Source organism: Actinomadura viridis (assembly GCF_015751755.1).
GTDB classification, from domain to species: domain Bacteria; phylum Actinomycetota; class Actinomycetes; order Streptosporangiales; family Streptosporangiaceae; genus Spirillospora; species Spirillospora viridis.
Map to the genome: position 1 here is coordinate 884,113 of NZ_JADOUA010000001.1, position 21,783 is coordinate 905,895.

Below are 21,783 nucleotides of genomic sequence, written 5' to 3' on the forward strand. Positions count from 1 at the left end.
ATCTTTGTAGCGTATCTGACCTGTCGCGAATGGACGGCCCGGTTGCCCTAAGGACGCTATGTCCCTTGGGACCTGCCGGCCGGCGCGGGCGCCGCGTTCTCGGTGTTCTCAGTGCTCGCGGTGGTCCCAGCGCTCCCGGTGTTCCCAGTGCTCTCGGTGTGTCCGGTGCTCTCAGTGCTCCCGGAGCTCCCGGAGCTCCCGGTCTTCGCCGCGCCGTCGGCGCCGTCCGCCTTCTCGGCGGCCGGGACCCCCGCGGCCTGCGAACCCTCCGCCGGCTCCGTGCCCGCGCGCCGCGAACCGCCGCGCCGGGAACCGCCCGCACGCCTGGAGCCCGGCTGCCTGGCACCGTCCTTGCCCGGGCCCGCCGCACTCTTGGATCCGGGCCGGCGCAGCGGGGTGAAGGCGTACTTCATCTTGGGCTCCAGCGCCCAGCTCATGCAGAGGACGACCGGCTTGGAGCACAGGAACGTGCCGACGAGCGCGGCACCGATGATCACCGTGATCAGGCCGGGGACCGTGTTCAGCCACTCGGCGTCCCACCAGTCGGTGAACTGCAGCAGCCGGGTGACGAAGCCGTGCAGGAGGTAGGCGTAGAGCGTGGTCGTGCCGAGCTTGGTGAACCACGTCTTGCGCCCGGGGACCACCGCGAGGAACGCGGCCACCAGGACGGTGGCGCAGGCGAACATGCCCAGGCGCATCAGGGTGCCCGTGATGTTGTCGACGCCCAGCTCCTGGTGCGGGTCCTTCCAGTAGATCCAGGACCGGTTCATGCGGTCCATGGTCAGGTAGGCCACGCCGAGGCCGCCCATCAGCGTGAGGGCGCCCAGCACGCGGGCGGCCGGGCGCTTGAGCAGCTCGAAGTGCTCCGGCTTGAGCAGCAGGCCGAGCACGTAGAACGGGAGCAGCCCGATGACCCGGTGGATGTTGAACGTGTTGCCCAGGTCGCTCATGTACGACAGCAGCGAGAAGATCAGCGCCACCGCGAGCGGCCAGCGGATCTGCTGCCAGACCGGGGTGGACAGCCGCCAGAAGAACAGCGCGCACAGGAACCAGGTGAGGAAGTACGGATCGAGGAGGCTGACCTCCAGCTCGTTCCGCCCGACCAGCCAGTCGTACAGCGAGTAGGCGATCTCGAAGACCACGTACGGCACGCCGACGTTGGTGATGAGCTTGCGCGCCTTGCCCCCGGCGAACGTCCAGTTCCGCGAGAAGTAGCCGGTGACCACGATGAACATCGGCATGTGGAACATGTAGATGAACATGTACAGGCCCTTGGCCATCGGCACGTTGAGCCGGTAGGCCAGCGAGTGCCCGATCACCACGAGCAGGATCGCCAGGAACTTGGCGTTGTCGAAGAACGGGTCGCGTTCCCTGCGCCGGGGCGCGGGCGGAGTCCCGGACGGGGCCGCCGCCGGGGCCGCGGGCGCGGATCCATCGGGCGCCGGGGCGGGCGCCGGGATCCGGACGGCGGTGTCCGGAGCGGAGCCGGAGCCCGGAGCGGGGTCGGGCTCCGCGCCGGGCTCGGGAACGACGGAAGGCGGGGTGCGGTACGTCATGGCTGCTTGGGGTCGGCTTTCCTCGGCGCGGTCGCCGCCCGTGATCTCCGTGGGGATCCGGCCGGGTCGGTCATTCCTTGCAGATGTCGTCGGTCGCCTTGATCTCGCCCTCCTGCGTCGGGATGCCACCGGACTTGGAGTTCTTCAGCGAGGTCCAGTTGGACCCGAGGACGAGGTCGACGACGCCGGGCGTGCCGCCGGTGCGGGCGGCGGGCTGCGGGGCGTTGGGGACCAGGGCGTTGAGGGTCTGGGCGTGCTGCTCGGCGCCCGCCCCGTACATCACCCGGCTGGTCTGGGTGGTGCTCATGTTGCCGCCGACCGTCACGTGGAAGCCCTGCTGCTCCAGGTCGTCGGCGACCCGCTTGGCCTGGCCGCTGATGCCGCTGGCGTTGTAGACGCGGACCCGGACCTGGCTCGGCGGGATCTTGGGCGCCGTGCCGGCGGTCGGCTTGGGCTCGGTCGGCACGGCCCTGTCGTTGCGGATCGAGCTGAAGAACTGGTCGGCGGCCGGCTGCCGGAGCGCCACCCGGTTGGGGTCGGGCGCGTAGGCCCCCCACGGCACGGTGACGAAGCGCAGCTTGCCCGAGGTCATGCCCTGCATGCCCTGGGCGATCCTCATCATGACCTGCGGGGTCAGCTCGTCGTCGGTGGTGAGCGACTTGGTGGTCGCGTTCATCAGGCTCAGCAGCTTGCTGGGGTTGCTCAGCACGCCCGCGCTCATCGCCTGGTTGGCCAGCGCGCCCATGAACTTCTGCTGCCGCTTGATGCGGTCGGTGTCGGACCCGTTGCCCAGGCCCTTGCGGTTGCGGACGTAGGCCAGGGCGGTCTCGCCCTTGATGACGTGCCGGCCCTTGGACAGCCGCAGCTTGGACTGCGGGTCGTTGACGGACTTGGGCAGGCAGACGGGGACGCCGCCGACCGCCTCGGTGATCGCCTTGAACCCGTTGAAGTCGACCTGCATGAAGTGGTCGATCTTGATGTTGGTGAAGCCCTCGATCGTCTTGATGACGCACGAGGCGCCGCCGAGGGTGAACGAGGAGTTGATCTGCCCCACCGACTGCGCCGCGGTGCTCCGCCCGTTCTTCAGCTTGCAGGAGGGGATCGGGATCATCAGGTCACGCGGGAAGCTGATGCCGATCGCCTGCCCGCCGCCCGGCGACAGGTGCAGCAGGATCATCGTGTCGGAGCGCGGCGGCTCCTTGGTCATGCTCCGGCCGTACTTGGCGTTGCCGGCGCCCGCCCGGGTGTCCGACCCCAGCAGCAGGATGTTCATCGCGCTGTTGAGCTTCTTCGGACGGTTGGGGCCGAGCAGGGCGTTGGCGTCCTCGTGCGAGATGTTGCCCATCGCCTTGCGGTAGACGCCGTAGGCCGTGAGCGATCCGGCCACCATCACCACGGACAGGCCGATCGACACCCAGCCGAGGACGCGCCAGCCGCGCCGACGCGCCGACGGCTCGGGGTCGGCGTCGTCGACGTACTCCATGTACATCGGGTTGCTGTTCATCGGCTCCGTGGTGAGGTCGTTCGCCGCCGCGGGCGGGCGGCGGACACGCCTTCAGGGGTCGGAAACAAACTGAGAGTAGGTCAGAGGAGCCGGCTGACGGACCCGGATGCGTCATTCCATCCGGATACACCGGCCACCGCGGTCACATGCTCCAGGGTCACGCGTCGATCTAGGGCTGTTTTGTCGAAGTTTCGTTGGATTATGACGGAAGCCCCAGAGGCTAGTGGTGCAAGAAGACCCGCGAGAACGCCGTCCAGTGTGGTGAAGGACATGTCAACCAGGACTCGATCGTGCGCGTCGAGCCCCCATTTTTCAGTGGCACCGATCGCCTCACGAACCAGCCGCGCCCCACTGAGTGTGTTCTTTGTCACAGTCAGCGCGGGCATCTCGGGAGTGACCTCGGGACCCGCGACGAACCGGTCGCCGTACGAGCGCACCTCCACCGCGTAGTCGACGACTCCCGCGGGGCAGTCGGTGAGGGGGCCGCCGAGCGCGTGCAGCGAGAGCCCCACGATCTCTTCGGCGTTGCGGTCGGTGAGCACGCTCCCCAGCACCTCCTCCGCGGCCACCAGGAGGTAGGGCCCGGAGGCGTCGATCGGTTCGGTGCCGGCGGGGATCCCCGCCGGGTCCAGCGGGACGGCCACCAGCCCGGCCGACCAGCAGGCCATCAGCCACACCGCCGACTGCCAGTGCGGCGGCAGCGCCAGCACCACCCGGCCGCCGGGCTCGGCGGCCAGCCCGTCCACCAGCAGGTTGGCCGTCTTGGCGACCCAGTTGTCGAAGGTCCTGGCCGACAGCTCCACCCGCTCGCCGGAACGGTCGTCGTAGAAGGTGACCAGGGGACGGGACGGGTCGTCCGCCACCCGCCGGCGGAGCAGGTCCGCGGGTCCGATCTCGCTCATGGGGCGAGCGTACGGGCCGGGACGGTGGTCCGGGGACGCTACGCTCCGCACCGATGGACGACCACCCCTCGACCCGCGATCGCGCCCCCGCGCGGCCCGCGGCGGAGCACCGGCCCGGAGCGTCCCGGTGAGGGCGGGCCGGCTGCTCGCCCGGATCTCGACCGCCCCGGCGCTGCTGATCGTCGCCTGGCTGGCCGTGTCGCTGCCGCTGCTGCTGGCCGGGGTCTTCCGGCCGGGCCCGGCGCTGGTGCTGTTCGTGCCCGCGGCGGCCCTGGTCCTCTGGCTGGGCCTGCGCGAACGCCGCCCGCCGCACGACGAGAACGACGGGAACGACGGGGACGGCGACGGGGACGGGGGCGAAGCGGGGGAGCGCGCCGGTCCGCTCGGCGCGGTCTCCTGGTGGTCGGCCGGCGGCGTTCTCGCGGTCGGCCTCGGATTCCTGGTCTTCCAGGTCGTCATGTGCGCCGAGCAGGTCATCGTCCGCCGTGACCCGGCCTCCTACGTGCAGTTCGCCACCTGGCTGATCGACCACGGCTCGCTGCCGATCCCCCAGTGGCGCGCAGCGTTCGGCGGTGACGACGCCGCGCTGCGGTACGGCAGCCCGGCCTTCTACCAGGTGGGCCAGGACCTCGTGCCGCAGTTCATGGCCGGGCTGCCGCTGGTCCTGGCGTTCGGGGGCTGGCTCGGCGGGACGCACGGGCTGCTGGCGATGGCCCCGTTGCTGGGGGCGTGCGCGGTGGTGGCCTTCGGCGGGCTGGTCGCGCGCCTGGTGGGGCCCCGCTGGGCGCCCGCCGGTGCCCTGCTGCTGGCGCTGACCACGCCGATGGTGTGGGTGTCGCGCTCCACCTACAGCGAGCTTCCCGCCCTGGTGCTGCTGCTGGGAGGGCTCGCCCTCCTCCACGACGCGCGGAAGGAAGAGGAGCGCCGCGCCGCCGGGGGCGGGCGACGCCGGGGCCTCCCGCCCGAGACGGGCAAGGCGTTCCTCGGCGGGCTGGCGCTCGGGCTGATCGTGCTGGTGCGGATCGACGGGCTCCGCGACGTGCTGCCGGTCGTGGTCTTCGCGGGCCTGCTGGTGGCGGGCCGCCGCCACCGGACCGGGCTGCCGCTGGCCGCCGGCCTCGCCGTGGGCGCGGGCGCGGGCCTGGCCGAGGGTTTCCTGCTCTCGCGCCCCTACCTCGACTACCTGAGCGCGTCGCTCGACCCGCTGCTGGCGATCAGCGCGGCGCTGGTCGCCGCGACCGCCGCCATGACGATCGTCCTGCGGTGGGAGGTCACCGGCTCCCGGCTGCGCCGCCTCGGCGCCGCGGTCTCCCAGGGCCGGACGCCGGCGGCCCTGGCGGTCCTCACCGCGCTGCTCTTCACGGCGTTCGCGGCCCGCCCGCTGGTCCAGACCGTACGGCGGGAACCCGCCAACACCGACGACGAGCTGAACGTCCACTTCATCGAGCAGGTGCAGCGGATCGGCGGGCTGGCCGTCGACGGCACCCGCCAGTACTCGGAGCTGTCCCTGCACTGGGTGGCCTGGTACATCGGAGTGCCGGGGCTGCTGATGGCCGCCCTCGGCGCGGCGCTGCTGGCACGGCGGCTGGCGCGCGGGCGGGCCCCGGAATGGACGCTGCCGTTCGCGATGATCGCCTGGACGACGGTGCTGGTGCTGTGGCGGCCCGGCATCACCCCCGACCATCCCTGGGCCTCGCGGCGCCTGATCGCGGTCGTCGTCCCGGGGCTGCTGCTGCTCGCCGTCTGGGGCACCGCCTGGACGACCCGCAGGATCAGGCGGTCCGGGTACGGGCCCCGCATTGCCGGCCGTTTCGCGGCCGGGGCCGCGCTCCTGCTGCTGGTGCCCATCGTGGTGTCCTCGGGAGGGATCCTCGCCTCCCGGACCGACCAGGGCGAGGTCGCGGCCGTCCGGCGGCTCTGCGGGCAGCTCGGGCCGGGACGTTCGGCGGTGGTGGTCGAGCGGGCCACCGCCGACCGGTTCCTGCAGGTGATCCGGAGCATGTGCGGCGTGCCCGCGGCCCGCACGGTCACCGGGGCCACGCAGGCGGACGTGCGGCGCGTCATCGGGAAGGTCTACGAGGCCGGGCGGCGCCCCGTGATCGTGGGCGCCGAGGCCGGGCAGGTCGCGCCGTACGGCCGGCCCGTCCACGCCGTGTCGCTGCGGACCAGGCAGGACGAGCGGACGCTGGTGGAGCCCCCGGACGGCACCTGGAGCCTGTCGGTGGACGTGTGGACGACCGAGCCGCCACCGCCGCCGGACGAGTGATCGTCGGCCCGCCCGGCAGGTGATCCGTTCCGGCTGTGACCGCATCAGCACGCGGGGACGAGTATTCTCGCCGGGCGTGAGTACCGAGCCCACCCAGCCCGCCCAGGCCGTCCAGGCCGCGCCGGCCGCCGCCGACCCGGTGGAGGCGGACGAGCGCGTGCACGTGACGATCGTCCTCCCCTGCTACAACGAGCAGGACCACGTCATCGACGAGGTCGAACGCATCTGCAAGGTCATGGACAACAGCGGCAAGCCGTACGAGCTGCTGGCCGTCGACGACCGTTCGACCGACGACACGCTGGCGCGGCTGCGGGAGGCGGCTCCCCGGTTCCCGCGCATGCGGGTGATCGCGTTCCAGCACAACAGCGGCTCGGGCACCGTCCGCCGGATCGGCAGCCAGCAGGCCCGCGGCGACATCGTGGTGTGGACCGACGCGGACATGTCCTACCCCAACGAGCGGATCCCCGAGCTGGTCGAGATCCTCGACTCCGACCCCTCGGTGGACCAGGTGGTCGGCGCCCGCACCTCCGAGGAGGGCACGCACAAGATGCTGCGGGTGCCCGCCAAGTGGTTCATCCGCAAGACCGCCGAACGCCTGACCAACTCCAAGATCCCCGACCTGAACTCCGGGCTGCGCGCGTTCCGGCGCGAGGTGTCGCTGCCCTACCTGAGGCTGCTGCCCCCCGGGTTCTCCTGCGTCACCACGATCACGATCGCGTTCCTGTCCAACCAGCACCCGGTGCGGTACGTCCCGATCGACTACGCCAAGCGGGCCGGCAAGTCCAAGTTCCACTTCACCAAGGACGCCTACCGCTACATCCTGCAGGTGCTGCGGATGGTGATGTACTTCAACCCGCTCAAGGTGCTGATGCCGCTGGCGCTGTGGCTGCTGGGGATCGCGGTCGGCAAGGGCGTGTTCGACATGATCGTGCACTTCGGCTACTTCGCCAACAACACGGTGATGCTGTTCATCACCGGGCTGATCATCGCCTCGATGGCCCTGCTGGCCGACCTGATCGTCCGCTCCCGCGGCGACACCTGACCGGGGGGACGCAGTGCAGATCGCGATCGTCGGGCCGGCGTTCCCGTACAAGGGCGGCGGCGCGCACCACACCACCGAGCTGGCGCACCGGCTGGAGGCGGCCGGGCACTCGGTCGCCATCGAGTCGTGGCGCGCCCAGTACCCCTCGTTCCTCTATCCGGGGCAGCAGACGATCGCCGAGCCGGAGGGGGAGCCGTTCCCCGGCACCCGGCGCGCGCTCGACTGGCGGCGGCCGGACGGCTGGTGGCGCACCGGCCGCGCGCTGCGGTCGAGCGACCTGGTCGTCCTCGCGGTGCTCACCCCCGTCCAGGTCCCGGCCTACCTCGGCATCCTCGCCGGGCTCGGCCCCCGCCGCAGGCGCCGCGCGCGGGTGGTGGCGCTGTGCCACAACGTCCTGCCGCACGAGCGCAAGCCGTACGACCGGCCGCTGATGAGGGCCCTGCTGCGGCGGGTCGACGAGGTGCTGGTCCACTCCGGGCAGCAGGCCGACCTGGCCCGCGGGCTCACGTCCCGCCCCGTCGGCGTCGCCGAGATGCCCGCCCACCTGCCCGCGCGCGCCCAGGCGCCCGCCGGTGAGGCCGCCCGCCGCGACCACCTGCTGTTCTTCGGCATCGTCCGCCCGTACAAGGGCCTGGACGTGCTGCTGCGCGCGCTCGCGGCGGGGCCGGAGGAGGTCTCGCTCACGGTGGCCGGGGAGTTCTGGGGCGGCGTGGACGCCACCCGCGCCCTCGTCCGCGAGCTCGGGCTCACCGGCCGCGTCGACCTGCGTCCCGGGTACGTTCCCGCGGCGGAGGTGCCGGGGCTGTTCGCCGCGGCCGACGCCCTCGTCCTGCCGTACCGCACGGCCACCGCCTCGCAGAACGTGTGGATGGCCCACGAGCACGGCGTCCCGGTCATCGCGACCCGGGTCGGCGGGTTCGGCGAGCAGGTCCGCGACGGCGTCGACGGGCTGGTCTGCGAACCGGACGACGTGGGCTCCCTCACCGACGCCCTCAAGCGCTTCTACGCGCCCGGCGAGCCGGAGCGGCTGCGCGCGGGCGTCCGCCCGGTCGACCACACGGCGCTGTGGGAGACCTACGTGGACGTGCTGGTGACGCCTTTCTCCTGACCGGCCTCCCGGCCCGCCTCCGGGGCGGGCTCCCGGAGGTCGCGGGTGGAGGGGAGGCGTCCCCGGCCCATCACGAACGCGACCCCGGCGGCGGCGAGATCGGCCAGCGTCAGCACGACCCGGGACGCGATCGCCACCACGATCGGGGCGCCCGCGGGGAGGACCGGCCCGAGCACCATCACCAGGACCGCCTCCCGGGCGCCGATGCCGCCCGGCGCGATGAAGACCAGCAGGCCGACCACGAAGGCCAGCGCGTAGGCCCCCGTGGCCTGGAACGGCAGCCCGGCGCCGTCGCCGCCCACCGCGTCCGCCAGCAGCCAGAGGTGGACGCCGAACAGCGCCCAGCCCAGCACCGTCCAGCCCACGGCCACCAGCGTCGTCCGCAGGCTCACCCGGTGCTCCACGGGCGGGCGGCGCACCAGCCGGAGCGCGGTGTCCAGGGCCCAGGTCACGATCCGGGGGTGCAGCGCGGCCAGCATGACCGGTGCCAGAAGGAACAGCCACCAGTAGCGGGCCAGCGCGGCGTCGGAGGTCAGCGGCAGCGTGACCGCGGCCACCGCCAGCCCGCACGCGGTGGAGGTCGCCACCGCCAGCATCGTGGAGCTGAAGCTGCGCAGCCGGGGCACGTCGTGCTCGCGGGTCATCTCGATCTGGGTCACCAGCGCCCACACCTTGCCCGGCACGTACTTGCCGAGCTGGGAGATGCCGGAGATCCGGAAGGTCGCCCGGACGGGCAGCGGCGAGCCGAGCCCGGCCAGGAACGCGCGCCAGCCGAGCATCCAGACGAACAGCCCGGCGCAGCCCGCGGCGAAGGAGCCCGCCAGCGTCGGCCACGACATCATGCCGAACGCCCGTACGGTCTCGTCCCACTGCGAGGCCAGGCTGTAGCCGCAGAAGCCCAGCGCGAGCAGCACCAGGACCACCCGCAGCACCCGCATCAGAACGGCCTTCGTTTTCACCCGCCCCAGGTTAGGCCAACCGGTGCGTCCACTTCGCGCACCTCACGGTGGTGGCGCCCTTACAGTGGTCGGCGATGAAGATTTCGGATGTGGTCGCTTTCGTGGGTCACCAGGTTCACGTCTGCCGGTACCGCGAGGCGGGGACGCTGCTCGACTGGATGGGCGCTGACCTGCGCGGCAAGCGGGTCCTCGACGTCGCGGGCGGCGACGGCTACTGGGCCGGGCAGGCCGGCAGGCGCGGCGCCGAGGCCGTCTCGATCGACCTGGCCCGCAAGAAGATGGTGTACGGGCGGACGCTCGCGCACGCCCCGGCGCTGGTCGAGTGCGACGCGCTGCGGCTGCCGTTCCGCGACGGCTCGTTCGACGCGATCCTTTCGGTCTGCGCGATCGAGCACTTCGAGGACGGCGGCAGGTCGCTGGACGAGATGGCGAGGGTGCTCAAGCCCGGTGGAGAGATCTTCATGTCCGCCGACGTGCTGAGCCGCGCCGACGCCTGGCCCAAGCTGCGCGACGCGCACAAGGCCAAGTACCACGTCCAGCACACCTACACCCACGGCAGCCTCAGCGCCCTGATGGACGAGCGGGGCCTGGAACTGGTCCGGCACTCCTACCAGTTCCGCACCGCCGCCGCCGAGCGCCTGTACCTGTCGCTGTCCGCCTACGGCGGCAAGGTCGGCTTCAACGCCGCGGCCCCGCTCACGCCGCTGGTCGCGATGGCCGACCGCAAGGCGCCGAACGAGCGCGGCAGCATCGTGCTGATCCAGGCCCGCAAGCGCTCCTGACGGGCGCCCGCCACGGGCCCGATCCGGCCCCGCCGCGCCCCGGTTGGGAACGGATCGGAGCGGCGGGCCCGCACCGGTCCGGCACATCCATCCCGGTGAAGTCCGTGGCGTTGCTTCCGTATGCCCGTGATCGGCGTACTCTCGGAGAGGAACGGGGGAGAGTGATCCCCCTCACTCTGGCCGAGTCGGGACAGGGGTGAACCCTTTTGGCGCCTCGTATTCTGCTGGACGCCACCGCGGTGCCCGCCGACCGCGGGGCGCTGGGGCGGTACGTCGACGGTCTGCTGCGCGCCCTGCACGAGCTCGGCGCCGACCTCGCGGTGGCCTGCCAGCGCGCGGACGAGGCGCGCTACGGGACGCTCGCGCCCCGCGCCCGGATCGTGAAGGGCCCGGCCACCCTGGCGCACCGCGCGTCACGGCTGTCGTGGGAGCAGTCCGGGCTGCCGTACGTGGCCCGCCAGGTCGGCGCCGACGTGATCCACCTGCCGACCTACACCATCCCGGTCCAGGCGGGCCGGCCCACGGTCGTGACCATCCACGACATGGCGCTGTTCGGGGAGCCGGAGAGCCACGACCCCATCCGCGCCACCTACATCAAGTCGGCGACCCGCACGGCGGCGCGCCGCGCCACCCGCCTGATCGCCCCCTCCAAGGCGACCCGCGACGACCTGGTGCGGCTCCTGGACGCCGACCCCGGCCACATCGACGTGGCCTACCACGGCGTCGACCACGAGGTCTTCCACCGCCCGTCCGAGGAGGAGACCAAGCACGTCTCCGACCGGCTGGGGCTGCACGGCCAAGCCTACATCGCCTACCTCGGCGCCCTGGAGCCGCGCAAGAACGTCCCCAACCTGATCCGCGGCTGGGCCCGCGCCTGCTCCGGGCGCGCCGAGCCGCCCGCGCTGGTGCTGGCCGGCAGCGGAGGCTGGGACGACGAGGTCGACGGCGCGCTCGCGGACGTGCCACCGGAACTGCGGGTGGTCCGCCCCGGCTACCTGCGCTGGTCCTCGCTGCCCGGCTTCTTCGGCGGCGCCCTGACCGTCGCCCTGCCCAGCACGGGCGAGGGCTTCGGGCTGCCGGTCCTGGAGGCCATGTCCTGCGGCGCCCCCGTACTGACCACCCGGCGCGGCCCCTTGCCGGAGGTCGGCGGGGACGCGGTCGCCTACACCGAGCCGGACGCCGCCTCCATCGCCGCCGCGCTCGGCGACCTGCTCGACCGTCCGGACCGCCGGGAGGCCCTGGCCGACGCCGCCCACGCCCGTTCCCAGGAGTTCAGCTGGACCGCCTCCGCCGAGGCGCACCTGGCCTGCTACGAGCGCGCCGCCGCCCAGCCGACCCCGCGCGGCTGAGTCCTCCCCTCCGGTTCCAGGGGACAAGTAGGCTCGGCCGAACGTTTTCAGGGCGTATGGCCGGGCCGTCGCGCCCGGCCGAGGAGCCGGGAACGTGGCCCGGCCACCGAGGAAGGAGCCTTTTGGAAGCCATCCTGCTGGTCGGGGGGAAGGGCACCCGCCTGCGACCGCTGACCCTGTCCACCCCGAAGCCGCTGCTTCCGATGGCGGGCGTGCCGCTGCTGGAGCACCAGCTCATCCGCGCCCGTGACGCCGGAGTGCGCCGGATCGTGTTCGCGACCTCCTACCGGGCGTCGATGTTCGCCGAGGCGTTCGGCGACGGCCACCGGCTCGGCCTGGAGATCATCTATGTGACCGAGGACGAGCCGCTCGGCACCGCCGGCGCGATCCGCAACGCCTCCAGCGCCCTGACCTGCGAGGGCGACGCCCCGGTCCTGATCCTCAACGGCGACATCCTGTCCGGCCACGACATCGCCGCGCAGATCACCGCGCACGAGAAGGCGGCCGCGGCGGTCACCCTGCACCTGACGCTGGTGGACGACGCGCGGCGGTACGGCTCGGTGCCCACGGCGCCCGACGGCCGGGTCCTGGCGTTCGTCGAGAAGTCCGCGAACCCGCCGACCAACCAGGTCAACGCGGGCTGCTACGTGTTCCGCCGGTCGGTCATCGACGAGATCCCCACCGGCCGCCCGGTGTCGGCCGAGTACGAGACCTTTCCCGGGCTGCTGGCCGCGGGCGAGCCGATCATCGGCCATGTCGAGGCGGCGTACTGGCTGGACGTGGGGACGCCCGCGGCGTTCGTCCGCGGCGCGCGCGACCTGGCGCTCGGCGCGATGCCGTCGTCGGTGGTGACCACCCACGAGCACGGCGTGCTGCTGCTCGCCGGCGCCTCCGTCGAGCCCAGCGCCCAGGTGGGCGGCGGGACCACGGTGGGGGCGCGGGCCCGGGTCGGCGCGGCGGCGCAGGTGGAGTCGAGCGTCCTGTTCGACGAGGCGGTCGTGGAGCCGGGGGCGCACGTGGTGCGCTCGGTGATCGGCCGGGGTGCCCGGGTCTGCACGGGCGCGGTCCTGGAGGACGCGGTCATCGGCGACGGGGCTACCGTGGGAGCGGGCAACGAGCTCATCGGCGGTGCGCGCGTCTGGCCGGGCATCGACCTTCCCGCCACGGCGGTGCGCTTCTCCGCCGACGTCTGAGCCGGCCCGCGAGACCATTCCGGATCGAGCCGTCGGGGGCGGGGACCGTGGACGAGGCGCGCGTGCGCGTGTGGCGGCCGCCGTTCGCCCTTGACCTGGGCCTGACGCTGTGGCCGCACCGGCGGGGCTCGGGCGACCCGGCCTTCCGCACCGACCGCGACGGAACGGTCTGGCGCGCCTCGTTCACCCCGGACGGCCCGGGCACGCTCCGGCTGCGGTGGCGCGGGGACGCCGTCGAGGCCGGGGCGTACGGTCCGGGCGCGGACTGGCTGCTGGAAGGCGTTCCCGACCTGCTGGGAGCGGGGGACGTCCCCGAGGAGTTCGAGCCCCTGCACCCGGTGGTGCGGGAGGCCGCGCGGCGGCATCCGGGGCTGCGGATCGGCCGGACCGGCCGCGTCTTCGAGGCGCTGGTCCCGGCGGTGCTGGAGCAGAAGGTGCTCGGCGCGGAGGCGTGGCGGGCGTGGGCGTACCTGCTGCGCCGTTTCGGGCGCCCCGCCCCCGGCGCCCCGGTGCTGCGGGTGCCCCCGCCGCCCGAGGTCTGGATCCGGATCCCGTCGTGGGAGTGGCATCGTTCGGGCGCGGAGGCGGTCCGGGCCCGGACGATCATCGGGGCGGCGCGCGTGGCGGGGAGGCTAGAAGACGTCTTTGCCGGGGGTTCTGGGGGGTCGTCCCCCCAGGAGGTGAAAGACGTCTTTGCCGGGGGGTCTGGGGGGTCGTCCCCCCAGGAGCAGGAGGCCGGAATGGCCGATGCCCGGCTGCGGTCGCTGCCGGGCATCGGGGTGTGGACCGCCGCGGAGGTCCGGCAGCGGGCCGCCGGTGACGCCGACGCCGTCTCCGTCGGCGACTACCACCTGCCGGGGATCGTGGGCTGGGCCCTGACCGGGCGGAAGGTCGACGACGCGGGGATGCTGGAGCTCCTGGCGCCGTACGCGGGGCACCGGCACCGGGTCACCCGGCTGCTGGCACTGACCGGCGGTGGTCCGCCGCGCCGCGGCCCTCGCCTGCCCGTGCGGGACTACCGGGCTTTCTGATCCGGGCGGAGGAGAGGCGGCGGCGCCAGAAATGGCCGGGCGCCCAGTCGAGGCCGTCGCGGGAGTCGGCGCCGAGGAGCGGGACGAGGACGGCCAGGGTGATGAGGGCGAGCATGACGAACATGAGTGTGTCCTTCGGGAGAGTTCCGGGGTGGGAGGAGGGATGAGCCCTGGCCGGGGGCTCCGTTCTTCCGCGGTGACTCCATTGTCGGTCGTGGCATCATTCAGGTCCAGCGACTCTTTCTGCAGGATTCATGTAAGAATCCCTTCACAATGTTGGATCTCGGTCGCCTGCGGATGCTGCGGGAGCTCAAGCTGCGCGGGACGGTGGGCGCGGTCGCCGACGCCCTGGGCTACAGCCCGTCCGCCGTCTCCCAGCAGCTCGCGCAGCTCCAGCGGGAGGTGGGGGTGCCGGTCGTCGAGCGGGTCGGGCGGCGGCTGCGGCTGACCGAGGCGGGCGAGGTCCTCACCCGGCACGCCGAGACCCTGCTCGCGCAGGCGCAGCGGGCCGAGGAGGAGGCGCTGGCGGCCAGCGGGCGGGTGGCCGGCGTGGTCCGGGTGGTGGGGTTCCAGACGGCGCTGCTGCACCTGATCGCCCCGGCGCTGCCCCGGCTGGCCGCCGACCATCCCGAGCTGGTCGTGGACGTTCACGAGGAGGAGTTCAGCCGGGTCCTGCAGGCGCTGGTGCTGCAGGAGATCGACGTGGTGCTGACCGACGAGTACTCGCACCTGCCGCGCCCGCGCCGTCCCGAGCTGGCCGCCGAGGTGCTGGTGAGCGAGCCGGTGCGGCTCGCGCTGCCCGAGGACGACCCGCTGGCCGCCGGCGGGGGCCCGGTGCGGATCGCGACCATGGCCGACCGGGTCTGGGCGAGCAGCCACGTCGGCACCAACCTGGCCGACCTGCTGGAGCGGACCTGCGTGGAGCTGGGCCGGTACCGGCCGCGGGTCCGGTACCGGTCCAACGACTTCTCGGTGCTCTTGGCGATGGTCGCCAAGGGCGGGGCGGCCTTCCTGGTCCCCGAGCTGGCGGCGGCCGACGGCGAGCCGGGGATCGCGGTGCGCGACATCGCCGAGGCCGGGATCAGCCGCGGGGTGGTCATGTGGACGCGGGCGGGCGCGGAGGTGCGCCCGTCGGTCCACGCGGTGCTGGAGGCGCTGCGCGTCTCCGCCGACGAGCTGGTGGCCCGCCGGCCGCGGATCGTCCGGGGAATCGACGCGGGCGCCGGCGCCGGGGAATAGATCCTCCGGCGGCGGGGCTTCACATGGCGGCGGTGGCGCGCGGGTTCCCGCGCGCGGATCGGCGCCCCCCGCGGGTCCGATTTCTATGACGCTTGGCATAGAGTTCGGTCCCATGGACGCCATGAACAGCAGCGTGACCGAGAGCGCCCTCCGGCGGGCGCTCGCCCGGGCACGCGATGGCAAGACACTGGACCTGGACGAGGCCACCACCCTGCTGCACGCCCGCGGCGCGCAGCTCGACGATCTTCTCACCCACGCGGCGCGCACGCGGGACGCGGGGCTGGAGGCCGTGGGCCGCCCCGGCGTCATCACCTACAGCCGCAAGGTCTTCATCCCCCTCACCCGGTTGTGCCGAGACCGCTGCGGATATTGCACGTTCGCCACCGTGCCGCACCGTCTGGAGTCCCCCTTCCTCAGCCCGGACGAGGTCCTGGAGATCGCCCGGCAGGGCGCCGCGATGGGCTGCAAGGAGGCGCTGTTCACCCTCGGCGACCGGCCCGAGGACCGCTGGAAGGCCGCCCGGGAGTGGCTGGACGCGCACGGCTATGACGACACCCTCTCCTACGTGCGCGCGATGGCCGTCCGGGTGCTGGAGGAGACCGGGCTGCTGCCGCACCTCAACCCCGGCGTGCTGGGCTGGCGCGACTTCCAGCGGCTCAAGCCGGTGGCCCCCTCGATGGGGATGATGCTGGAGACGACGGCGACCCGGCTGTTCAGCGAGAAGGGCGGGCCGCACTTCGGCTCCCCGGACAAGGACCCGGCGGTCCGGCTGCGGGTGCTGGAGGACGCGGGCCGCACCAACGTCCCGTTCACCACCGGCATCCTCATCGGCATCGGCGAGACGGTCCGGGAACGGGCGGAGGCGATCTTCGCCATCCGCCGCACCCTGCGGGAGTACGGGGCGGTGCAGGAGGTCATCGTCCAGAACTTCCGCGCCAAGCCCGACACCAAGATGCGCGACACCCCGGACGCCGCGCTGGAGGAACTGGCCGCCACGATCGCCGTGACCCGGCTGGTGCTGGGCCCGAAGGCGCGCGTCCAGGCCCCGCCGAACCTGGTGGACGACCAGTACGCGCTGATGCTGCGGGCCGGGATCGACGACTGGGGCGGGGTCTCGCCGCTCACCCCCGACCACGTGAACCCGGAACGGCCGTGGCCGCAGATCGACGAGCTGGCCGCCAAGACCGCCGCGCTGGGGTTCACGCTGCGGGAACGGCTCACCATCTACCCCGAGTACGTGACGCGCGGCGAGCCCTGGCTCGACCCCCGGCTGGCCGCGCACGTCGCCGCCCTGGCCGACCCGGCGACGGGGCTCGCCCGCGAGGACGCCGTGCCGGAGGGGCGCCCCTGGCAGGAGCCCGACGGCGGGTTCGCCGCGTTCGGCGGCACCGGGCGCACCGACCTGCACGTCGAGATCGACACCACCGGGCGGACCGGCGACCGCCGCGAGGACTTCGACTCGGTGTACGGCGACTGGGACTCGCTGCGCGACCGGATCGGCGCCCCCCGGCGGTTCGACGCCGACGTCAAGGCGGCCCTCGCCCACGCGGAGAGGGACCCGGGCGGGCTGACCGACGACCAGGCCCTGGCGCTGCTGCACGCCGACGGCCCGGAGCTGGACGCGCTGACCGCGCTCGCCGACGACCTGCGCCGGGACGCGGTCGGGGACGAGGTCACCTACGTCGTCACCCGCAACATCAACTTCACCAACGTCTGTTACACCGGCTGCCGGTTCTGCGCGTTCGCCCAGCGCCGCACCGACGCCGACGCCTACACGCTCTCGCTCTCCCAGGTCGGCGACCGGGTGGACGAGGCGTGGGAGGCGGGCGCCACCGAGATCTGCATGCAGGGCGGCATCCACCCCGACCTGCCCGGCACCGCCTACTTCGACCTCGCGCGCGAGGTGAAGCGGCGCGCCCCGGACATCCACCTGCACTCCTACAGCCCGATGGAGGTCATCAACGGCGTCAGCCGCACCGACCTGTCCATCCGGGAATGGCTCCAGGCCGCCCGGGAGGCGGGGGTCGACTCGCTGCCCGGCACCGCCGCCGAGATCCTGGACGACGACGTGCGGTGGGTGCTGACCAAGGGCAAGCTGCCCGCCGACCAGTGGGTCGAGGTGGTCACCACCGCGCACGAGCTGGGCATCCCGACCACCTCGACGATGATGTACGGGCACGTGGACACCCCGGAGCACTGGGTGGCCCACATCAAGCTGCTGCGGTCGATCCAGGAGCGCACCGGCGGGTTCACCGAGTTCGTGCTGCTGCCGTTCGTGCACCACAACTCGCCGATCTACCTGGCCGGGCTGGCCCGTCCCGGGCCCACCGTCCGGGAGAACCTGGCCGTGCACGCCCTGGCCCGGATCCTGCTGCACGGCGCCATCGCCAACATCCAGACCTCCTGGGTGAAGCTGGGCGACGAGCTGTGCACCCGGGTGCTGCGCGGCGGCGTCAACGATCTCGGCGGGACGCTGATGGAGGAGACCATCAGCCGGATGGCCGGGTCGGAGAACGGCTCGTTCAAGGCCATCTCGGCGCTGGAGGAGATCGCCGCGTCGGCCGGCCGCCCGGCCCGCCAGCGGACGACCACCTACGGCCGGGTGCCCGCGGAGCGCATCGAGGCCGCCCGCCGTACCGACGGCATCGGCCACTTCGGGAAGCGGCTGCCGCTGGTGTCCGGCTAGCGCCGGGAAGCGCGCGGAAACGCGCGCGAGCACCGGGAGGGACGAACCGGGGACGGTCCATGCGGACCGTCCCCGTTCACCGTCCGGCCTTCATTTCTCCGGCATTCGCAAATTTTCTCTCTCGCCACGGCAATGGCCGGAGAGAAAATGCGTCATTTCCGTCCGGGGAACGTCAGCGGACCTCGATGAAGGCGTCCGGCGCGCGCGGCGGGCGGTCGCGCGGCGGCGCGGCAGCGTGGCCGACGCCGACCGCGCCCATCGGATCCCACTCGTCCGGCAGGTCCAGGACGTCGCGGACGACGTCGCGGCAGAACATCGTGCTGGACACCCAGCAGGAGCCCAGCCCCTCCACCGCCAGCGCGACCAGCAGGTTCTCCACGCCCGCGCCCATCGCCACCACGAACATCTCGCGTTCGGCGCCGGCCCGCCGCGGGTCGGGGTAGTCGTGCGAGCCGTCCATGACCAGGCACGGAACCACCAGGTACGGGGCCCGGCGCAGCACCTCGCCGCGCCGCAGCCGCTTGGTGATGCTCTCCTCGGAGAAGCCGTCGCGGCGGAGGTCGGCCTCCCAGGCGTCGCGCATCGCGTCCAGCAGCCGCGTCCGGGACGGGGCGGACTCCAGCAGGACGAACCGCCAGGGGGTGGTGTGGTGCGGCGCGGGCGCGGTGATCGCCGCGGCGACCGCCCGCCGGACCGCCGCCGGGTCCACCGGCTCGGCGGTGAACTCCCGGATCGTGCGGCGGGCGTGCAGCACCTCGGCCGAGCCGTACCGGAACATGTCCTCCTCGGGCGGCCGGACCAGGGCTCGCGCGCCCGGCCCGTCGTCCTCGGTGACCAGCGCGCCCAGCCCGCGCACCACCGCGACGGGGACCCCGTCGAGCTTGCCCTTGACCAGGTCGGCGGCCGAGGCCAGCTCGTCGGCGACCGCGGTGACGGTGGCCTCCAGCCGGTTGCCGTAGGCGTCGTCGCGGCCCCGCAGGTCCTCCAGCGGCGCCAGCCCGGCGGCGCCGATCGCGGCGTCGGTCAGCCCGGCCCGCCAGGGCCGGCCCAGGGTGTCGGACACGATCACCGCGACGTTCAGCCCGGTGTGCTCGCGCAGCCCGGCGCGGATCCGGCGGGCCGAGGCGTCGGGGTCCTCGGGCAGCAGCAGGACGGTGCCGGGCTCGGTGTTGGAGGCGTCCACCCCGGCGGCGGCCAGGACCAGCCCCTGCCGGGTCTCCACGATCCGGGTCTCGCCGCGGGCGTGCGCCCGGCGAGCCACCACCCGTACCGTCTCGGCGTCGATCGCCTTCTCCCGGTCGGAGGCGACCAGGACCCGGCCCTCCGCCTTACTGACGATCTTGGAGGTGACCACCAGGACGTCGCCGTCGGCCAGCTCCCCGGCGGGCAGCAGCGCCGCGATGTCGGCGCCCTCGCCCACCTCGGGCAGGCCGGGGATCCCGAAGATCTCCAGTCGCGCGCTCACGAACGTCCTCCCGCCAGCTCTTCGGCCAGGCCGAGGGCGGCGCCGGCGATCGCGGCGGTGGCCTCGGCGTCGCTCATCAGCAGCGGCCGGGCCCGTACCTCGATGCCCTCGACGCCTTCGGCCGCGACGTCCGCGTCGGCCTCGTCCACCAGCCAGCCGTCCAGCAGCCCGGCCCCGTAGTGCTCGGCCACCGCCCGCGCGCTCGTCTCCACCCCGATCGCGGTGAGGCAGGCGTCGGCCATGCCCCGCACGGGCGCGCCCCCGATGATCGGGGAGACGCCCACGACCGTCCTGGCCGCCACCGCCTCCCGGATGCCGGGCACCGACAGGATCGTGCCGACGCTCACCACCGGGTTGGACGGCGGGAGCAGCACCGCGTCCGCCGCCTCGATCGCCTCCAGCACCCCCGGCGCGGGCTTGGCGTCGTCCGCGCCGACCGCCGCGATCGACACGGCCGGGACCGAGGCGCGCAGCCGCACCCACCACTCCTGGAAGTGGACCGCGCGCCGGCCGCGTTCCGGATCGTCGATCACCACGTGCGTCTCGACCTGGTCGTCGGTCATCGGGATCAGCCGCACCCCCGGCCGCCAGCGGTCGCACAGCGCCTCGGTGACGGCCGACAGCGGGTAGCCCGCCGCCAGCATCTGGGTGCGCACGATGTGGGTGGCGAAGTCGCGGTCGCCCAGCCCGAACCAGCTCGGCCCGACGCCGTAGGCGAGAAGCTCCTCCTTCACGGTGAACGTCTCGGTGGCGCGGCCCCAGCCCTGCTCCTCGTTGATCCCGCCGCCGAGGGTGTACATCACCGTGTCCAGGTCCGGGCAGACGCGCAGGCCGAACAGGGAGATGTCGTCCCCGGTGTTGCCGACGACGGTGATCTCGGCCTCGGGCGCGGCCCGCCGGAGGCCGCGCAGGAAGCGGGCCCCGCCGATGCCGCCCGCCAGCGCCACGATCCTCATGCTCATGACGCCACGATCCACATGCTCATGACGATCAGCGTAGAACGTGCAGCACACGGCTGGTGCCGTGACTCCGGCCGCCGGGGCGCGCATGGAGGCGGAAGATCAGGGTAGGGGAGGGGCCCGGACGGCGGCGGGCTTTGCCGTGAGCGGGCGACAGGGCAGGGGGAAGAGACGGCAGGGCCCGGGATGTGCAAAGCTTTGCGCGGGAATCCCATTGCCTGCTTCTGGAGAGATGTCGCCGTGAACAAGGAAGCCGTCCAGCGCCTGCGCGAACCGGCCGCCTGGGTATTGCTCGCCGCGGCCGGGGTGCAATTGTTCGCCGGCATCATCGTCCTCTTCGCCGGTGGCGGGGGTTCGGGCGACGGGTTCAAGTACCGTGCCTACGGCGAGATCACCCAGGGCTTCTTCACCCAGTCCGCCGTGATCGCCATGCTGGCGCTGGCGGTGGCCCTGGTCGCCCTCGGCCCGGCGCCGACCAGGCAGGCCCGGAACATCATCATGGGCGCGCTGGGCGTCATCGGCGGGATCGGGCTGTTCGGCGTCGTGTGCTGGTTCAGCTCCCTGCTGGTGGAGTCGCAGATCGCGAGCGGTGGCGAGAAGCTGGCCGTCTTCCTGTACGGCTCCGCCCGGCTCGCCGTGATCGGCATCGGCGGGTGGTTCGTCTTCGCGGTGTTCCAGGCCATGCAGCCGGCCCGCCCGCAGCAGCCGCAGATGCCGCAGGGCGGCTACCCCGACTTCGGGTACCAGCAGGGTCAGCAGCAGTTCGGCCAGCCGCAGCAGCAGTTCGGGCAGCCCCAGCAGGGGCAGCCGCAGGGCCAGCAGTTCGGGCAGCCCCAGCAGCAGTTCGGGCAGCAGCCGTACCCGCAGGCCGGCGAGGCGCAGCAGCAGTTCGGGCAGCCCCAGCAGCCCCAGCAGCAGTTCGGCCAGCCGCAGCAGCCGGCCCAGCAGCCGCAGGACTACCAGCAGGGACAGCACGGCCAGCAGCCCGCCCAGCACCAGTACGGGCAGGGCGGCTACCAGCAGCCCCAGTCCGAGGAAGAGGTCGGGGAGTGGACCCGCGCCTACGGCGGCCAGAACGCCCCCGGCGCCCAGCCCGGCGGTGCGCAGCAGGAAGAGCGGCGGCCCGAGGAGGGCGGCGACTGGTACCGCGACAACCGCCCGCCTCAGTGAGGACGGCGGAAGTCGACGCGGATGTTCCCGGCGATTAACTGATCTCCGGTCAAAGCAGCTCGCCGCCAAACCGCGAATAACCTTCTTTGTCCCCTCGGAAACCCGTTCCGCTTGACGGAGTGGGCGCCACACGCGTGTAATTTCGTGAGTGTAGTTCTATGCCTTCTCGGGGGATGGAGCTGAGGGAAGGCATTGACCAGGGGGCTCCACGGGCTAGGAGGTGCGCTGTGAGCGAGGTCGTCATCCCGCTGGCGCACGGCACAGACGGTGAAGAGTTGGGCTGGCAGGAGCGCGCACTGTGCGCGCAGACGGACCCGGAGGCATTCTTTCCGGAGAAGGGCGGCTCCACTCGCGAGGCCAAGAAGGTGTGCCGGGCATGCGAGGTACGGGCGGAGTGCTTGGAGTACGCGCTGCAGCACGATGAACGGTTCGGCATCTGGGGCGGTCTCTCCGAACGGGAGCGCCGCAAGCTGAAGCGCCAGGCCGTCTGAACCGGCCGCGCGGGCGGCGGCCCGGATCTGGGGGGATCCGGAGCGCGTTCGCGTGGTCACGCGTACAGTTGGCAGCCGTGC

Annotated in this window: 17 protein-coding genes; 11 read left to right on the forward strand and 6 right to left on the reverse strand. The window is 73.0% G+C overall.

The window, feature by feature from the left end:
- Positions 1-56 precede the first annotated feature (56 nt).
- The 3 genes from IW256_RS03920 to IW256_RS03930 all read right to left on the reverse strand — a co-directional run bounded on the left by IW256_RS03920 (position 57) and on the right by IW256_RS03930 (position 3,962).
- Complete coding sequence (locus IW256_RS03920; protein ID WP_197009637.1) at positions 57-1,556, reverse strand: acyltransferase family protein; 1,500 nt, start codon at positions 1,554-1,556, stop codon at positions 57-59.
- A 70-nt stretch (positions 1,557-1,626) separates the two neighbouring features.
- Positions 1,627-3,060, reverse strand: coding sequence for an LCP family protein (locus tag IW256_RS03925; protein WP_197009638.1), 1,434 nt, complete (start codon positions 3,058-3,060; stop codon positions 1,627-1,629).
- Positions 3,061-3,140: 80 nt separating this feature from the next.
- The gene (locus tag IW256_RS03930; protein ID WP_197009639.1) at positions 3,141-3,962 is read right to left on the reverse strand and encodes a TIGR03089 family protein; all 822 of its coding nucleotides are present in this window, start codon (positions 3,960-3,962) and stop codon (positions 3,141-3,143) included.
- Positions 3,963-4,089: 127 nt separating this feature from the next.
- On the opposite strand from IW256_RS03930, the gene IW256_RS03935 reads away from it, so the two are divergent.
- The 3 genes from IW256_RS03935 to IW256_RS03945 all read left to right on the forward strand — a co-directional run bounded on the left by IW256_RS03935 (position 4,090) and on the right by IW256_RS03945 (position 8,378).
- Positions 4,090-6,228, forward strand: a complete 2,139-nt coding sequence (locus IW256_RS03935) for a hypothetical protein (RefSeq protein ID WP_197009640.1) — start codon at positions 4,090-4,092, stop codon at positions 6,226-6,228.
- A gap of 139 nt (positions 6,229-6,367) precedes the next feature.
- Positions 6,368-7,270 (forward strand): glycosyltransferase family 2 protein, encoded by a 903-nt coding sequence (locus IW256_RS03940; protein WP_197016083.1) that lies wholly within the window; start codon positions 6,368-6,370, stop codon positions 7,268-7,270.
- Positions 7,271-7,283: 13 nt separating this feature from the next.
- Positions 7,284-8,378, forward strand: a complete 1,095-nt coding sequence (locus IW256_RS03945; protein WP_197009641.1) for a glycosyltransferase family 4 protein — start codon at positions 7,284-7,286, stop codon at positions 8,376-8,378.
- On the opposite strand, the gene IW256_RS03950 is transcribed toward IW256_RS03945, so the two are convergent.
- Entirely contained in the window at positions 8,345-9,337 is a 993-nt protein-coding gene (locus tag IW256_RS03950) for a lysylphosphatidylglycerol synthase transmembrane domain-containing protein (protein ID WP_307828729.1), read from the reverse strand. The genes IW256_RS03945 and IW256_RS03950 overlap by 34 nt on opposite strands.
- Before the next feature lie 74 nt (positions 9,338-9,411).
- Between IW256_RS03950 and IW256_RS03955 the strand changes: the two genes are divergently transcribed.
- The 6 genes from IW256_RS03955 (at position 9,412) to IW256_RS03980 (ending at position 17,617) form a co-directional block, all read left to right on the forward strand.
- Positions 9,412-10,119, forward strand: a complete 708-nt coding sequence (locus IW256_RS03955) for a class I SAM-dependent methyltransferase (RefSeq protein ID WP_197009642.1) — start codon at positions 9,412-9,414, stop codon at positions 10,117-10,119.
- A gap of 206 nt (positions 10,120-10,325) precedes the next feature.
- The gene (locus tag IW256_RS03960) at positions 10,326-11,468 is read left to right on the forward strand and encodes a glycosyltransferase family 4 protein (protein WP_231403643.1); all 1,143 of its coding nucleotides are present in this window, start codon (positions 10,326-10,328) and stop codon (positions 11,466-11,468) included.
- 122 nt (positions 11,469-11,590) lie between these two features.
- Positions 11,591-12,661 carry a mannose-1-phosphate guanylyltransferase gene (gene manB / locus IW256_RS03965; RefSeq protein WP_231403644.1) on the forward strand — a complete coding sequence of 357 codons (1,071 nt, stop codon included), beginning with the start codon at positions 11,591-11,593 and terminating at the stop codon, positions 12,659-12,661.
- A gap of 47 nt (positions 12,662-12,708) precedes the next feature.
- The gene (locus tag IW256_RS03970; protein WP_197009644.1) at positions 12,709-13,692 is read left to right on the forward strand and encodes a DNA-3-methyladenine glycosylase family protein; all 984 of its coding nucleotides are present in this window, start codon (positions 12,709-12,711) and stop codon (positions 13,690-13,692) included.
- Positions 13,693-13,965: 273 nt separating this feature from the next.
- Complete coding sequence (locus tag IW256_RS03975; protein WP_197009645.1) at positions 13,966-14,931, forward strand: LysR family transcriptional regulator; 966 nt, start codon at positions 13,966-13,968, stop codon at positions 14,929-14,931.
- 121 nt (positions 14,932-15,052) lie between these two features.
- The gene (locus IW256_RS03980) at positions 15,053-17,617 is read left to right on the forward strand and encodes a bifunctional FO biosynthesis protein CofGH (protein ID WP_420535442.1); all 2,565 of its coding nucleotides are present in this window, start codon (positions 15,053-15,055) and stop codon (positions 17,615-17,617) included.
- Between the two features lie 172 nt (positions 17,618-17,789).
- Here the strand turns inward: IW256_RS03980 and IW256_RS03985 are convergent, their stop codons facing one another.
- Together IW256_RS03985 and cofD are read right to left on the reverse strand one after the other, a co-directional pair.
- Positions 17,790-19,082 carry a coenzyme F420-0:L-glutamate ligase gene (locus IW256_RS03985; RefSeq protein WP_197009647.1) on the reverse strand — a complete coding sequence of 431 codons (1,293 nt, stop codon included), beginning with the start codon at positions 19,080-19,082 and terminating at the stop codon, positions 17,790-17,792.
- On the reverse strand, positions 19,079-20,038 hold the full coding sequence (gene cofD, locus IW256_RS03990) for a 2-phospho-L-lactate transferase (RefSeq protein WP_197016086.1): 960 nt from the start codon (positions 20,036-20,038) through the stop codon (positions 19,079-19,081). The genes IW256_RS03985 and cofD overlap by 4 nt, the downstream gene beginning before the upstream one ends.
- A 243-nt stretch (positions 20,039-20,281) precedes the next feature.
- On the opposite strand from cofD, the gene IW256_RS03995 reads away from it, so the two are divergent.
- Both IW256_RS03995 and IW256_RS04000 read left to right on the forward strand, forming a co-directional pair.
- Positions 20,282-21,211, forward strand: a complete 930-nt coding sequence (locus tag IW256_RS03995) for a hypothetical protein (protein WP_197009648.1) — start codon at positions 20,282-20,284, stop codon at positions 21,209-21,211.
- A 227-nt stretch (positions 21,212-21,438) separates the two neighbouring features.
- Positions 21,439-21,702 (forward strand): WhiB family transcriptional regulator, encoded by a 264-nt coding sequence (locus IW256_RS04000; RefSeq protein ID WP_067487041.1) that lies wholly within the window; start codon positions 21,439-21,441, stop codon positions 21,700-21,702.
- Positions 21,703-21,783 lie beyond the last annotated feature (81 nt).